Annotated in this window: 14 protein-coding genes; 3 read left to right on the plus strand and 11 right to left on the minus strand. The window is 68.5% G+C overall.

Features of this window, described 5'->3' with window-relative positions; genetic code table 11:
• Positions 1–47 precede the first annotated feature (47 nt).
• A complete protein-coding gene (locus tag FMQ63_RS01120; RefSeq protein ID WP_216608390.1) occupies positions 48–725 on the minus strand; it encodes a hypothetical protein in 678 nt (225 codons plus the stop codon).
• Between FMQ63_RS01120 and FMQ63_RS01125 the strand changes: the two genes are divergently transcribed.
• On the plus strand, positions 724–1,296 hold the full coding sequence (locus tag FMQ63_RS01125; RefSeq protein WP_020477952.1) for a bZIP transcription factor: 573 nt from the start codon (positions 724–726) through the stop codon (positions 1,294–1,296). The genes FMQ63_RS01120 and FMQ63_RS01125 overlap by 2 nt on opposite strands.
• A gap of 28 nt (positions 1,297–1,324) precedes the next feature.
• Here the strand turns inward: FMQ63_RS01125 and FMQ63_RS01130 are convergent, their stop codons facing one another.
• The 4 genes from FMQ63_RS01130 to FMQ63_RS01145 form a co-directional block, all read right to left on the minus strand.
• On the minus strand, positions 1,325–1,633 hold the full coding sequence (locus FMQ63_RS01130) for a cyclic-phosphate processing receiver domain-containing protein (protein WP_011556665.1): 309 nt from the start codon (positions 1,631–1,633) through the stop codon (positions 1,325–1,327).
• Positions 1,634–1,735: 102 nt separating this feature from the next.
• The gene (locus tag FMQ63_RS01135; protein WP_011556666.1) at positions 1,736–2,083 is read right to left on the minus strand and encodes a TipAS antibiotic-recognition domain-containing protein; all 348 of its coding nucleotides are present in this window, start codon (positions 2,081–2,083) and stop codon (positions 1,736–1,738) included.
• 79 nt (positions 2,084–2,162) lie between these two features.
• Positions 2,163–2,390, minus strand: coding sequence for a hypothetical protein (locus FMQ63_RS01140; RefSeq protein ID WP_011556667.1), 228 nt, complete (start codon positions 2,388–2,390; stop codon positions 2,163–2,165).
• A 30-nt stretch (positions 2,391–2,420) separates the two neighbouring features.
• Positions 2,421–3,311 carry a 2-oxo acid dehydrogenase subunit E2 gene (locus FMQ63_RS01145; protein ID WP_228556347.1) on the minus strand — a complete coding sequence of 297 codons (891 nt, stop codon included), beginning with the start codon at positions 3,309–3,311 and terminating at the stop codon, positions 2,421–2,423.
• A gap of 96 nt (positions 3,312–3,407) precedes the next feature.
• Between FMQ63_RS01145 and FMQ63_RS01150 the strand changes: the two genes are divergently transcribed.
• Together FMQ63_RS01150 and FMQ63_RS01155 are read left to right on the plus strand one after the other, a co-directional pair.
• Entirely contained in the window at positions 3,408–4,310 is a 903-nt protein-coding gene (locus FMQ63_RS01150; protein WP_011556669.1) for a DUF1684 domain-containing protein, read from the plus strand.
• Positions 4,311–4,423: 113 nt separating this feature from the next.
• Positions 4,424–5,587 carry a sorbosone dehydrogenase family protein gene (locus FMQ63_RS01155; protein WP_011556670.1) on the plus strand — a complete coding sequence of 388 codons (1,164 nt, stop codon included), beginning with the start codon at positions 4,424–4,426 and terminating at the stop codon, positions 5,585–5,587.
• A 52-nt stretch (positions 5,588–5,639) separates the two neighbouring features.
• On the opposite strand, the gene FMQ63_RS01160 is transcribed toward FMQ63_RS01155, so the two are convergent.
• The 6 genes from FMQ63_RS01160 to FMQ63_RS01190 all read right to left on the minus strand — a co-directional run bounded on the left by FMQ63_RS01160 (position 5,640) and on the right by FMQ63_RS01190 (position 13,153).
• On the minus strand, positions 5,640–6,410 hold the full coding sequence (locus tag FMQ63_RS01160; protein WP_011556671.1) for an SDR family NAD(P)-dependent oxidoreductase: 771 nt from the start codon (positions 6,408–6,410) through the stop codon (positions 5,640–5,642).
• A gap of 234 nt (positions 6,411–6,644) precedes the next feature.
• Complete coding sequence (locus FMQ63_RS01170) at positions 6,645–7,814, minus strand: tetratricopeptide repeat protein (protein ID WP_011556672.1); 1,170 nt, start codon at positions 7,812–7,814, stop codon at positions 6,645–6,647.
• 339 nt (positions 7,815–8,153) lie between these two features.
• Positions 8,154–9,629: an Ig-like domain-containing protein gene (locus FMQ63_RS01175; protein ID WP_216608416.1), complete on the minus strand. Its 1,476-nt coding sequence runs from the start codon at positions 9,627–9,629 to the stop codon at positions 8,154–8,156.
• Between the two features lie 147 nt (positions 9,630–9,776).
• Positions 9,777–10,649 carry a helix-turn-helix transcriptional regulator gene (locus FMQ63_RS37750; RefSeq protein WP_026114040.1) on the minus strand — a complete coding sequence of 291 codons (873 nt, stop codon included), beginning with the start codon at positions 10,647–10,649 and terminating at the stop codon, positions 9,777–9,779.
• 463 nt (positions 10,650–11,112) lie between these two features.
• The gene (locus FMQ63_RS01185) at positions 11,113–12,525 is read right to left on the minus strand and encodes a hypothetical protein (RefSeq protein ID WP_011556676.1); all 1,413 of its coding nucleotides are present in this window, start codon (positions 12,523–12,525) and stop codon (positions 11,113–11,115) included.
• Positions 12,526–12,658: 133 nt separating this feature from the next.
• Positions 12,659–13,153, minus strand: a complete 495-nt coding sequence (locus FMQ63_RS01190; RefSeq protein WP_011556677.1) for a hypothetical protein — start codon at positions 13,151–13,153, stop codon at positions 12,659–12,661.
• Positions 13,154–13,295 lie beyond the last annotated feature (142 nt).

Genomic DNA, 13,295 nt, shown 5'->3' on the forward strand with positions numbered 1-13,295 from the left:
GGCGCGGCGTCTGGCGGAGCGCCGGGCATCTTCCAGCCACAGGACGCCTACGAACCAGGCAACTTCTCACCTCCGCCGCAAACGGCTCCCGGCGACTCGGGAAGAAACTCGATGGACACGATTGAGACCAACACCGGCGCGGAGCCCGTTGCCGCGCCACCGGCGGGCGCGACACGCGGGTACACCCCACAACCGGGTATTGGCGGGAGCGGACAACCTGACACATCCGCGAACGCCGCCGACGGCACCTGGGGAACTGGAATGAACGCTCCTTCCACGAGCACGACCGGCACAGGTGGGTCGGGCGTGAGTGGCACCGGTGGAACGGGCACGACCAGCGGAAGCACGAACACGGCAGGCGCGAACTCCGGCGTTAGCGGTACGGCGACCGGCGGCAGCGGCCTGACGACAGGCTCCAGCTCCGATGTCGGCGGTACGGCGACCGGCGGCGGCTTGACGACAGGCTCCAGCTCCGATGTCGGCGATACGGCGACGGGCGGCAGTGGCATGTCGACGGACTCCAGCTCCGATGTCGGCGGTACGGCGACTGGCGGCAGTGGCATGTCGACAGACTCCAGCTCCGATGTCGGCGGTACGGCGACCGGCGGCAGTGGCATGTCGACAGGCTCCAGCTCCAATGTCGGCGGTACGGCGACCGGCGGCAGTGGCATGTCGACAGACTCCAGCTCCGATGTCGGCGGTACGGCGACCGGCGGCAGTGGCATGACGACCGGCTCCGCGACGGACGGCGCGGCCGGCAGCAGCACGATGGGAACCCAGCCCTCTACGACGGGCCCGGGCAGTTCGACGGGTGGCAGTGAAACACCGGCTGGCGCGCCCACGGGCGGCGCGGCCAGCGGCGGCGCAGCAAAGACTCAGGCAGCCAGCAGCGCGCGGCCCGAGAACCTCGAGCAAGAGGTCGCGCGGCTTCGCGACCAGGTCCAGCGACTCGAAGCCGAGGTGAACACCTTGCGGCGCGAGGGCACGGGGACGGGCGGCTCGGGGACGCAGGCCACGGCGTCTGACGCGGACACGGGGACCACGGTGCTGGCCAGCGTCGTCATGCAAGGGCGGGTGGCCTCCGTCGGAAAGGACCACGTCGTGGTCCGCGACGCGGAGTCCGGAGACACCTTCAACCTCTTTGTGACCAACACCACCCGCATCAGCGCCAACGGCAAGCGCGTCTCACCACAGCAACTCTCCGAGGGCACGCCCGTGCAGGCCGCGTTCAACTACATCGCGGATGGTGACACCTACGCCACGCAGATTCGGGCCTATCCCGGCCGCAGGCGCTGAAGCCCCGCCCCTTCACCAGGGGACGAGCTCAACCACCCTGCCCATCCTGGACGAAGCGCTCGATGCGGGCGATGGCCAGCGTCATCTTCTGTCGCGCGGAGCTGTTCGCCGAATGCACCTGGACGACCCGTGGCGGCACGAAGCCACGGGTCGCCACGGCCTCTTCCAGCCACAGCAAGACGTCGTATCCGGTGCCATGCGTGTCATCGCCCAGGTCATGGTCCAGGCTCAGCTCCGTCACCTGCCCGGACGCCAGCAGCGAAATCGCCTCTTCGGGCCACCGCACACGCACCCAGCCGTCGGGAGTGGCCCGCTCGTCATCCAGATAGACCTTCATGGCATCCACGCCTCGCGTTCGGTGACACAGGGCCCCAGGGACGCGCCTGGAGCGCCGTGACTGAATCCAGCGAAGACAAAGAAGCAAGCAGCCTCACCACGGCTACGCCTGCTCCTCCAGACTGGCCATTGCCTTGCCGATGTACGCGAAGAGCGCGGGGTCCAACCCGTGCTTCACCGCGACCTCGGGTTCCTGCTGATGCGTCGCATTCAGCGCCCCTTCGATGCCAGGGTCGCCCCCCGTGAACGCCTTCAGCAGCTCCCGCCAGCGCATGGCCAGCGAGCGCACCGGCTCGCTCGTGGGGTCCGTGCCCTGGTCCATCTCCGCGCGGACGCGAGCGATGAGTTGGGGCCACTCGGCCTCGACCTGGCGGATGGCCTCCTCGCCCAGTGCCTCGCGGCGGGCCTTCAACTGCTGGAGCTGCTCCGGCGTGTAGTGCTTCTCGAACATGATTCACACCTCATCCCGCCACGGCAGTGTGGCGTGATGAGATGGGTACGGCCTCACGCGGCGTGAGGCTCAAGCGGATTCAACGCTCGTCATCCGAAGCGCCGCCCGCGAGCTTCCGCAGCTTCGCGGCGAACGGGCTCTCCTCCCCAGCCCGCAGCGTCCCGCCCGCCATCCGCTGCCGCCGAGCCATCGCGAGGCCGCCCTCCGCGGGCCCTTCCAGCCCCTCCTTCTCGAAGCGGTCCTGCCCACCGAGCGCGCGCCCCACGGGGCGCGAAGCAATGACACGGCGGTTCGTATCCACGGACATGAAGGCCCCTTTCGAAGCAGCGGCCCGATGCTACCCCACCTCCGCACCGCTCGCAGCCCCGCCCCCTTCTGGCGAAGCCGAGCCCCACGTCCCCTCCGGATCCTCCAGCGCGGCGCCGATGTCGCGCAAGACACGCGCGGCATCCTCCACACCGATGAGCCGGGCGTCCCAGGTGCAAGTGAGCGTCATCACCTGTCCAGGCACCAGCGCGCCCGCATCCACCACGGGCTCCGTCCGCACCGCGCCCGGGGCCAGCAGGAAGGGCACGCGCGTGTACGGCACCAGGGCCACATAGCCCCGCTCCAGCCCCAACGAGCCCAGACTCGTTACCGCCACCGAGCCGAACGGGTCCCACGGCATGCCCACCCAGCGCAGGTCCACGTTCAACGTGAACCAAACGAAGGACAACATCCGCAGCGCCAATCCCATCAGGAAGCCAGGGATGAGCGAGGAGCGCCGCTTGCCACGCTCGATGACGGCATCCCGGCGCGCTCGGACCGCTGCGATGCGCGAGGCCATCGTCTCCGCGAAAGCCCCCAGTGACAGCGAGTCCGCGCGATGCACCGTGGCCGTCGTCAGGTCCGCGCGCCCCGTCTCCGAGGGCTGCACCACCAACACGCAGACGCCAACCTCCTTGCGCCGCCAGGGGCGATTCCAGCGCATCAGGACATTCACTTCGGGATGGCGGCGCAGCGCATCCGCGGCGGCCTTGGCCACCAGATGCGTCACCGTGAGGCGCTGTCCCGTCCGGGCACGGAAGGCTTCGAGGAAGGCCACCGCCCGCTCCATGCGCACCTCCACCGCCGCATAGGCGCTGGGGTCTCCCGGCGAACGCCATGTCCCCAGGGCGAGCTTGCGGAAGGCACCGGCCGGCGGTGCGGGCTGAAGGTCGAGGTGCACGGGCAGCTTCCGCCTTCGCACGGAGCCCGGTCCCCTGCAACTGTGGCCCTGTGCGGAGCCCTGCGCCTGGCCCGCCGCCCTGTTAGACAGGGGCTTCCCTCCCCCCGAGGCCCCGACATGACGCCCATCGCCCTGGCCCTGTCTCTCGCCCTCCAAGCCTCGCCAGCCCCCCAGAACATGTCCCAGACCACCGCGCCCACCACCGATGACTTGCAGACATCCACCCGCGCCTGGCACGAGCAGCGCATCCAGCGACTCCAGGCGGAGGACGGCTGGCTCACCCTCGTGGGCCTGTTCTGGCTCAATGAAGGCGAGCAGACAGCAGGCTCCGCGCCCGAGAGCGACCTGGACTTCCCCGCGGGCACGCCCCCGAAGCTGGGCACCTTCACACGGCAGGGCAACACCGCGCGCTTCCAGCCCGCGCCTGGCGTCACCTTCACCCGCAACGGCCAGCCCTTCACGGGCGGAGCGCTCCAGTCGGACGAGCAGGGCACGCCGGACGTGCTCAAGCTCGGCAACGTCAGCTTCCAGCTCATCCTCCGAGGCGACAAGCTGGGCGTCCGCGTGAGGGACTCCGGCGCGGCGGCGCGCAAGCAGTTCCAGGGCATCCCCACGTACCCGGCGAGCAACGACTGGCGCATCGAGGCGCGCTTCGAGCCCGCGCAGACGCCTCGGATGCTGCAGGTCCCCAACGTGCTGGGAACCATCGACGAGATGAAGGCCCCCGGCACGCTCGTGTTCACGGTGGCGGGCAAGGAGCACCGGCTGACGCCCGTGGAGGACGGTTCGGGCAAGCTCTTCATCATCTTCGCGGATGAGACCAACCGCGACGCGACCTACGGCGCGGGCCGCTTCCTCTCCGCGGACATGCCCACCGACGGGCGCGTCGTGCTCGACTTCAACCGGGCCTACAATCCACCCTGCGCATTCACGAAGTTCGCCACCTGCCCGCTGCCTCCGCGCGGCAACCGGCTCGCCACGCGCGTGGAGGCCGGCGAGAAACGCTACGCGGACCACTGACGCCGGGCCTGCCTCCAGGTCTCAAGCAAGCAGCCCGGCACGCGCGTCCGTCCCTGGACGCTCCGCACCCGGGAGGCTGGCGCATCCACGCGCTCGCGGACATTAATCCACTCATGCGCGCCTCTTTGACGCTCCTCCCCGCTCTCGTGGTGCTCGCCCTGTCCGCCTCCGCCTGCCGCAAGAGCCAGGCGCAAGGCACCGCGTCTCCCCAGGACTGCATCCTCGTAGAGAAAGGCTGGGGCGCCGACGGCACCGTGCCCTTCAACGTCGAGGTGGTGGCGCGGGGCCTGGAGACGCCGTGGGGCATCGCGTGGCTCCCCGGAGGCGACGCGCTCGTCACCGAGCGCCCGGGCCGCATCCGCCTGCTCAAGGACGGCGTCCTCCAGCCGCGGCCCGTGGCGACGGTGCCCGTCGCGGACGCCGCGGAGGGCGGCCTGCTCGGCATCGCGGCCCACCCGAACTTCGCGAACAACCGCCAGTTCTACATCTACGTCACCACGGACGCGGGCGGCACCGAGGAGAACCGCATCGAGCGGTGGACGCTGTCGGAGGACCACACCACGGCGACGCACGAGCGCGTCATCTTCGGCGGCATCGCCTCCGCCAAGTATCACGACGGTGGGCGCCTGCGCTTCGGCTCGGATGGCATGTTGTACGCGGGCACCGGTGACGCGAGAGACCCGGACCGCTCGCAGAACGCGAACGACCCGGCCGGAAAGCTGCTGCGCCTCACGCCGGAGGGAGCGGTGCCCCAGGACAATCCCATCCCTGGCTCGCCCGCGTTCCTCACCGGCATCCGCAACCTCCAGGCCTTCGACTGGCGCGATGCCTCCACGCTGTACATCGCGGACCACGGCCCCAGCGGTGAGACGCTGCGCCGGGGACACGACGAGGTCAGCGTCGCCCGCCGCGGTGACAACCTGGGCTGGCCCGGCATCTACTCGTGCGAGACGCGCGAGGGGCAAATCACACCGTCCATCACCTACAAGGACGCAATGCCCCCAGGCGGCGCCGCCATCTACACCGGAACGGCCATCCCCGAATGGAAGGGCTCGCTGCTCATCGGCACGCTGGGCTCACGCCACCTCCAGCGCGTGGAGTTCGCGCCGGATTCGAGCCGCGTGACCAGGCACGAGGTGTACCTGCGCAACACCTACGGCCGGCTGCGCGAGGTCATCATGGGGCCGGATGGCCACCTCTACGTCACCACCAGCAACTGCGACGGACGCGGTGACTGCGGCCCGGACAAGGACGTCATCCTCCGCCTGAAGCGCTGAGCACGGGCCTTCAGCGCTCCGGCCTTGCCCAAGGACGCTGGAGCGCGCGCCGTCAGAGCATCATCCCGCCCGAGGCCTCGATGCGCTGGCCCGTCACCCACGCGCTCTCCGGCGACAGCAGCATGGCGACCGCATCCCCGATGTCGTCGGGCTGACCCACACGGCCGAGCGCAACCTGGGCGGCCAGCGTCTTGTTCAGCTCCGGGTTGTCACGGACGACGCCGCCCCCGAAGTCCGTCGCGGTCGCGCCCGGCGCGAGCACGTTGACGGAAATCCTCCGGGCCCCCAGCTCCTTCGCGAGGTACCGGGTGAGCGCCTCCACGCCCGCCTTCATGGTCGCGTAGGCGGCGTGGCCAGGGAAGGTGAAGCGCGCGAGCCCGGAGGAGATGTTCAGGATGCGCCCCCCATCCGCCAGCACCGGCAACAGCCGCTGCGTGAGGAAGAACGTCCCCTTGAGGTGGACGTTCATCAGCGCGTCGAACTGGGCCTCGGTCGTCTCCGCGAAGCTGACTTGGATGCCCATGCCCGCGTTGTTCACCAGGAAGTCCAGCCGCTCGCGCCCGAAGTGACGGCCCAGCTCCGTCCGCACCGCTTCCACGAAGGCGCCGAAGCCCCGCGTGTCCCCCACGTCGAGCGGGAGCGCCACCGCCTTGCCGCCTGCTGCTTCAATCTGCTTCACGACCGCCGCCGCTTCGTCCGCGCCGGTGCGGTACGTCAGGATGATGCCGGTGCCCCGGGCCGCCAGCTTGAGCGCCATGTTCCGCCCCAGTCCACGGCTTCCCCCCGTGATGAGAGCCACGGGCATGTTCTTCGAGGTGCTCATCTCCAATCCTTTCCGGTGACGCGGCGGTGTGCCGCACCTGTCCATGAATTGGGAGCCGTGAGCGGATTGAGAAAGGGGCTGCGCTCCGACACATTGTTTCGTCGGCGCTCGAAGCGGAGCTCGGCACGCTGTTCCACGCGCATCGGCCTGCCCGTCAACGTCGCGCGCGAACGCATCCTCCCGCGCCTGTACTCCGAGCCGCACGAGGAGGGCTGACGCCCTCCCGCCGGTGCGTCAGGCGCCGAGCTGCTTCAACAACTGCTCGGCACGCGCGCGCACGTCCTCGGCGCCCAGCGCCTGCGCCTGCTTCGCGTGGCGCGCTGAGAGCTCCTTGTCCGCGGGGAAGGTCCCCAGGGCCATGTTGAGGTGCGTGCCCGCGTCATTCGGGTGCGCGCCCAACACGGGCGCCAGCAACGCCGCGACCCGCGAGTGTTCGTTGTCCTGCATCAGCACCACCGCGAGGTCGTTGGTGGGACCGGGGTCCGTCGGCACCGTGGCCACAGCCGCCTCCAGCAGCTTCACCGCCTCGGCGCGCTCGCCCAGGGCGAGGTGCATCTGCGCCAGCGCGTGCTGGGCCTGCCAGCTTCCGGGCGCCTGCCGTAGCACCTCCGCGAAGACGTCCTTGGCCTCGGCGAAGGCGCCAGCGCTCATCGTCGCCAGGCCGAGCAGGTAGAGATAGGTGATGCTGGAAGGGTCCAGCTTGCGCAACTCCTGAGCCACGCGCTTGGCGCCATCCGAGCTGCCGGCGGACAGGTACAGTTTGAAGAGGTCCTCCAGCACCGCGCGCTGGAGCCCACCCCGCGCCTTCTCCAGCGCCTGCGTGGCGGCCTGGATGGCCAGCCCCAATTGGCCGCATGCGGCATGGGCCCGCGACAGCATCAGCAGCGGCATGGCCTCCTGTGGCGCGCCCTCGGCGGCCCGCAGGAAGTGCGACACCGCGCCATCCGGCTCGTTCTGCTGAAGGCGGATGCGCCCCAGTTCGAAATGGACGTGGGTGCTGCCGGGGGAAATCTGGAGCACGGACTCGAAGGCGGCGCGCGCTCCCGCCAGGTCCCCGCGCTCGAACAGCAGCGAGCCCAGGTTGAAGCGCTCGAAGTAGCCCGCGGTGGGCGCGGCGGCCAACGCCTTGAGGGACTCCAGCGCCTCCGGATTGCCCGCCTGGGCGCGAAGCATGGCGAGGTGCGCCTGCCCCTCCGTGTGGTCCGGCTTCGCCTCCAGCAGGCGGAGCACGGCGGCCTCCGCATCCGCCGCCGCGCCGGTGCTCAGGTGCACTCGAACCAGCCCCAGGAGGCAATCCACGTCATTCGGAGCAATGGAGAGCCCCTTCTGGAAGCTCTTCACCGCGTCCTGGGTCTGTCCCATTTGAAGGAAGCGACCCCCTTCCTGAGCATGCGTCGAAGCCATGCATCAGCATCTACCACGGGGTATCGAGTCCCGGCAGTTCACGGAGCCACTTGCCCGTGCGGTCCGTGCCCGCGGGACCGAGCACCGCCCACACTCGCAGCGGCATCCGCCTTCGCCTCGAAGTGCGAGGGCGCGGCCTGCCATCCCGGCGGGAGGTATCGAGGACCCACCCTGCGGGGGCAACTCCAGCGCCCTCGCCAACATGCGAGAGAAGTGGCGCCGCCCCCTCATGTAGAAGTTCGCCGAACGCATCCGCGAGCAGGCCGTCTTCCGCGAAGCATTCGGCTTCGTGTGATTCAAATGAGGGGACGGTCCAGGTCCCACCTCACGCATCAGGGCTCAAGGGCCGCACTGCGCGGAACCTGAGTTATCAGAGAACACGTTCCCCAAGCTCGGCGCGGTGAAATCCGTGGTGAAGGTGTCATAGTTGGGGGTCGTCGCGCGAGTGATTCCACACCCCATGGAGTGACGAAGCGTGGTCTGGGTAATGATGGGCCCCTTGTCAACAATGACCCTGACGTTCGCGTTTGGGTTCCCATCGCTCGCGGGCGCGCCACCGTACTCGACCACGGCCTGCGTCAGCTTGCTGGCGGCCGTCGCCATCTCGCCGAACGCAAGGCCCTGCCAATGGCCAGACATGGGGAACTCCGCGTCGGCCGTCAGCGTGATGGGGGCCTCGGCCGTTCCCTCGGCACGCAGGTTGCCACCCTCTCCCGTGCCGATCTCGAAGTAGCTCAGGCGACCGAAGCGCAGCGTGACTCCCGGGCTCAACGTCAGCGTCGGAGTGGTTGCGCCATCGACATAGACGGAGTCCTCCATGACGTAGGGGACGCCAACGTTGACCCAGGTCTGCGAGCGGTCCACCTGCCCACCGGGCGACCGGATGACGTTGCGTCCGTTGGTCTTGAAGACGCTGTCCCCCGGGAGGCTTCCGAGTTGGTTGACTCCCATGGAGATGGGGGAAGTCGCCACGTCCGTGACCGTCAGCCCCCTCGAGTTCGAGCCGAAGGCACCTTCGTACATGAACGTGATGCCCTGGGACGCGCTGTGCTGAATCGTCACGTCCTGAAAGTTGGGACGCACGGTGCTTCCACTCACGATGATGCAGGCATCGTTCGCGGCGCCGTAGCCCGAATTCGAACCACAGTACTCAACGACGGCGTGGGAGATGTTGCTGGAGGTGGTCCCTTCCAACAAGTACAGGCCCTGCCACTGGCCCGGAGCCGGCGAGGCGGCATTCGTGGTGAAAGTCACCGGCTTCTCCGCTGTCCCCTGAACCCGGAGCGTCCCGCCCTCGCCGCCGTAGCCAATCTCGATTGATGCGCCATGCTCGAGGCGAATGATGCTCCCCGCTTCGATGGTGAGCACCGGGGTGCCGGGCCCCGCAACGACAATGTCATCAAGGACGATATGCGGGTTGTCCACCTCGCGCCACGTCTCGCTGGTCAAGATGCTTCCGTTTCGGTGAATGGCCCCCCGAACCGTTAGCGTCAGGTTCCCGCTCTTGTTCCCCGACGCGGCGGTGACCGTCGCAGTCCCAGCCCCCATTCCCGTCACCGTCCCGTCCCGCTCCACACGTACGACGGAGGCTTCGCTCGAACTCCAGATGACGTCGTCGAGCACCACCGGCTGGCCACTGCTGTCCCGCCCCGAGGCGGTCAACACGAGCACCTCATTGACAGCGAGAGTATTCTTGCTCCCCGCGACGGTGATGGTGGAGTCCGTAGGCGTGGGCCTGGGAGGGGGAGGACCATCTCCCTTGCCAGAGTCGGCGCCACAGCCAGCAACGAAGAGGGACAATAACAAACAACGCATACGAGAAGCGCGCACGGCACTGCCTCCAAAGGGTGAGTATTGCGCGCATCCGTATCGGTGCGGGCTGCGTAGGGACTCAAGCCCTATCTGCCCTTCCAGGCGGAGCGTATGAAGGCGGCTAGTGGTTTTCCACGAGGCGTAAATCCCTCAGCCCAGCGCTCCCCAGAACGCGGCGATCAACTGGGCTCGGCTCTGATTGCCAGACTTCTTGAGGATGTCCGTGATGTGCACCTCCACCGTGCGCTCGGCGCACCGGAGGCGGTTCGCGATTTCCCGGTTCGAGATTCCCTGAGCGACCAATTCCAGGACCTCGGTCTGGCGGGCCGTGAGCGCCCCGCGCCAGGCAAGGAACCGCCTGCGAGCCCCCGTGGAGCTCCCGCCTCGCGGCGTTCTCAGGAGTACGCTGACCTCCGCCTGGAGATGGGAGATTCGCTCCAGCATCAGCAGGTGGGCATGGCTGGCCACTTCACTCCCGAGAGAGAAGGCCGTTCGAGAGGGTGGGAGCTGGAACCGATACACGGCTCGATGCGGCACGAGCTCCATCTCCACCTGAGCCCGGGGCAGGCCAATGAGCCGTGGCGTGTTCGCGAGCGAGGCGCCGCTGATGCGGAAGAACGCCGGCGAATCACGCCAATCCTCCGGCAGCGACAGTTCGAGTTGGAGCCGCTCCGGCCCGAGAAGCTTGCTCCGGACCGTTATCCGAGGATGCGCCCAGCTCCCGACGGAGATCACCAACCGGAGGAGCTGAAGAGGCGAAAGGACCCTTCGGGCCACCGCCAATATCTCGGGGACTTGCTCGTTCACCGCCAGGGCAAACTGCTCGACGCCCCCCAGCGAGCTCCATGCGTGTTCGATCCGGTCATTGAATTCGCAGAAGGAATCCCAACTGATTCTACGAAGCGGTCCGGTCAGCTCGCGCTCCTCGACGGACGGCCTGCCCAGGAGCGTCGCGCGAGGGATTCCATGGCGTTCGGAGACGTGCAGCCCAGCCTTGATGATAGAAATTGGGACGTGATTCAAGACGAAGATTTGAGCGTCAGTCTCGGTTCAGAGAAGAGGGGGGCACCCTATTACTCCCCGAGGAACTCTACAAATTTGTGCGCCCCCCAGTGCCCGAGACACTCCGGGCGGTAAGACTCACACCGGTGCTCGGTACAATCAGCATTCCGCTGCGAACAAGCCAGCCGTCCGCATTTCCTTTGGTGATTGGCGACTCCAAGTCGACCTCGACAGATGACTGCGCAGCGTCCTGGGAGGCGGAGAGCCGCACGGGGTCGTTTATCCAGACGGCGGTTGGCGGGCCCACGGAAGGAGTACGCACGGGCCCATGTCCTGCTCTCCCACCGGCTTCTTCATGGACCTTCCCGTGACGACACACGTAGTCACGAGGAAGGCACGACTGACGACAGCCGCAGTCAAGCCGGGCAAGAAGACAGCGGCGGCAAGCCCCTGAAGACCCACTCGCCGCTCGAGTCGCTGCCGTTCAGCGCTGGAAGTCCACGCCGACGCCGGCGCCCGCGGTGACACCTCGCACGAGCGTGCCGTCCGGCTGTGGAAAATGAACGGTTCCGCCGGAGCCCCAGGCATAGACGTGGTTGACGATGCGCTGGCGCAGCTCCACGCCCGCCGAGTAACGCGGCCTGTCCCCCAGGCCCGTCAGCACCACGCGCCCCAACGCCCGCGTCCTGCCGCCCGGCAATTCGAAGCCAGCGGACACATCCGTGTCCGTCCTGCCAAAGCCGAAGTACTGCGCCGCCACGCTGCCCAGCAGGAGCAGCTCGTTGGGATTCCCCTTCGCGACGCTCAGCTCCACGTAGCCAGCGAAGCCCGACGGAAGCACCTCGTCCGCGATGGGCGTCTCCGACATACCGACACCGGAGAAGCGGCCCAGCTCGTAGTCGGGACCGAACATGCCGAAGCGGAAGCGCCCCCCCTGCTTGCGGCCCTGGACCGTCACGCTCACCTGCGTGCCACTGGCCATCTGTCCCTCCAAGGCCACGCCCAGCAATCCGCCGAAGGACGGCGTGTAGGCCCGCGTGAAGCGCGCGCCGCCGCCCAGCAGGGCCCACGCGCGCAGGCGCTCCCCCTTGTACAGGGCAACGTCTCCGCCCACTGACGCGAGGGTGAGGTCGGGCGAAGTGCCACCCGCGCGGCCCGCGTCATGCGCCGCGGACAGCCGGATGAGGTAGCGGTCGAAACGATTGGCGTCGTCACTGGCCATGCGGCCGATGTCCAGCAGCGCCTCGCCCGCGAAGATGCGCGCGGCGAGCACGTCACTGGCCAGAATCTCCGCGCGGACCGCACCCTTCACGAAGGTGAGCGAGCCACCCGCGGGGTGATAGTCCGGCGCCAGCGCGTTGCTGTAGCGGCCCACGAGATAGCCGCGGCCCAGCGTCTCTTCGGAGAATGGCTCGACGCGGAGGAAGAAGGGGCGACCCTCCTGGCCGATGCGCAGCATGCGCACCACCTGCCCGAGGTCACTCAGCTCATCCCAGTCCTCACGGCGCAGGCCGCCGCTGTAGTCCTCCGTGGTCGTGGGCGCTTCGTCCACGACCCGCAGCCGCAGGTTCGCCCCCAGCCGCAGCACGAAGGTCTCCCCGTGCGTCAGCCCCAACGAGGGGTAGATGCGCGCGAAGAAGTCCTGCCCCCCGCCGCGAGGCCCTGAGGGAAGGCTCAGGCCACCGACCTCCAACTGGCCGCTGAAGCCGAAGCCCACGCCACCCGTGTGGGCACTGCCCGGAGGCGCGGGCTCATCCAGCCGCGCGGCGGAGACGGGGGCACCTTCCCTCCGCGATGTCGAGGAGACCTCCTCTGAAGAGACCTCCTCCACGGTAGAGCTGCCGTCGTACTGCGTGGACACCAGGGCGAGAAGAGCGAAGAGGGGGGCGCCAGTCATCGTCCCCCGACTCTACCTGTCCATGGCGCGAGACGAAGCAGGTGACTGCATCCGCGTGTGGGTGCCACTACGGACCGTCGGTACACGCGCCCCCGCCTGGCGCCAGCGGGCGACGCGCGACCTTCACGCCACGTCAACGGTTGCCGTCGACTTCAACCTCGTCAGCTTCCACTTCCCGCGTCTCCACGTCGCTGGCGTCGAGCTCCTTGACGTCGGACTTGCCGTCCACCGGCTCGCGCTGGATGTTGCCGGAGCCGCCCACGCCATCCTTGCGGGCCTCTTCACTCTGCTGGCCACCCAGGAGCGGGCCGTCCTGCACGTCGTACTTCTCGCCATCCGGCGTCGTCACCGAGGTGCCCGCGCCCATGCCGGGGCCACTGCCACCGGTGGCCTCGCCGTCGTAGACGGTGGGCGCGTCCTGCCTGTCCCGGCGCTCGTTTTTCGTCACGTCCGCGGCCTCACCCGCGCTGCGGTCATCCCATTCAGAAGACGTGTCCACGGACTCGGGCGCCGTCGTCTCCGTGCCCGAACCACCGATGGCACTGTCATCCGCGCGCGTGTTCGCCGAGTTGCTCGAACAACCCCAGAAGGCCAGCGCCGCCACTGCGGCCGTGAGAGGAAGCTTCATGGTGAATCCCCCTTGCGTGAGAGAAGTTGTGCTCTCGACAAGGTGGCGTCCCGCGCGGCAGGGACAACCCGCCAGCCGTGCCCGTGCCCCCGGGCCCGTCCCAAGGCGGGCGGGCGGGCAGGCCCTTGGTAGCCGCCTGCCT

It is taken from the genome of Myxococcus sp. CA005, assembly GCF_006518205.1.
Taxonomy (GTDB): Bacteria; Myxococcota; Myxococcia; order Myxococcales; family Myxococcaceae; genus Myxococcus; species Myxococcus xanthus.

Coding starts and splice junctions, on each gene's coding strand:
- FMQ63_RS01125 (WP_020477952.1), top strand. CDS start 724: ATGACGACCGGCTCCGCGACGGACGGCGCGGCCGGCAGCAGCACGATG.
- FMQ63_RS01120 (WP_216608390.1), bottom strand. CDS start 725: ATGCCACTGCCGCCGGTCGCCGTACCGCCGACATCGGAGCTGGAGTCT.
- FMQ63_RS01130 (WP_011556665.1), bottom strand. CDS start 1,633: ATGAAGGTCTATCTGGATGACGAGCGGGCCACTCCCGACGGCTGGGTG.
- FMQ63_RS01135 (WP_011556666.1), bottom strand. CDS start 2,083: ATGTTCGAGAAGCACTACACGCCGGAGCAGCTCCAGCAGTTGAAGGCC.
- FMQ63_RS01140 (WP_011556667.1), bottom strand. CDS start 2,390: ATGTCCGTGGATACGAACCGCCGTGTCATTGCTTCGCGCCCCGTGGGG.
- FMQ63_RS01150 (WP_011556669.1), top strand. CDS start 3,408: ATGACGCCCATCGCCCTGGCCCTGTCTCTCGCCCTCCAAGCCTCGCCA.
- FMQ63_RS01155 (WP_011556670.1), top strand. CDS start 4,424: ATGCGCGCCTCTTTGACGCTCCTCCCCGCTCTCGTGGTGCTCGCCCTG.
- FMQ63_RS01160 (WP_011556671.1), bottom strand. CDS start 6,410: ATGAGCACCTCGAAGAACATGCCCGTGGCTCTCATCACGGGGGGAAGC.
- FMQ63_RS01170 (WP_011556672.1), bottom strand. CDS start 7,814: ATGGCTTCGACGCATGCTCAGGAAGGGGGTCGCTTCCTTCAAATGGGA.
- FMQ63_RS01175 (WP_216608416.1), bottom strand. CDS start 9,629: ATGCGTTGTTTGTTATTGTCCCTCTTCGTTGCTGGCTGTGGCGCCGAC.
- FMQ63_RS01185 (WP_011556676.1), bottom strand. CDS start 12,525: ATGACTGGCGCCCCCCTCTTCGCTCTTCTCGCCCTGGTGTCCACGCAG.
- FMQ63_RS01190 (WP_011556677.1), bottom strand. CDS start 13,153: ATGAAGCTTCCTCTCACGGCCGCAGTGGCGGCGCTGGCCTTCTGGGGT.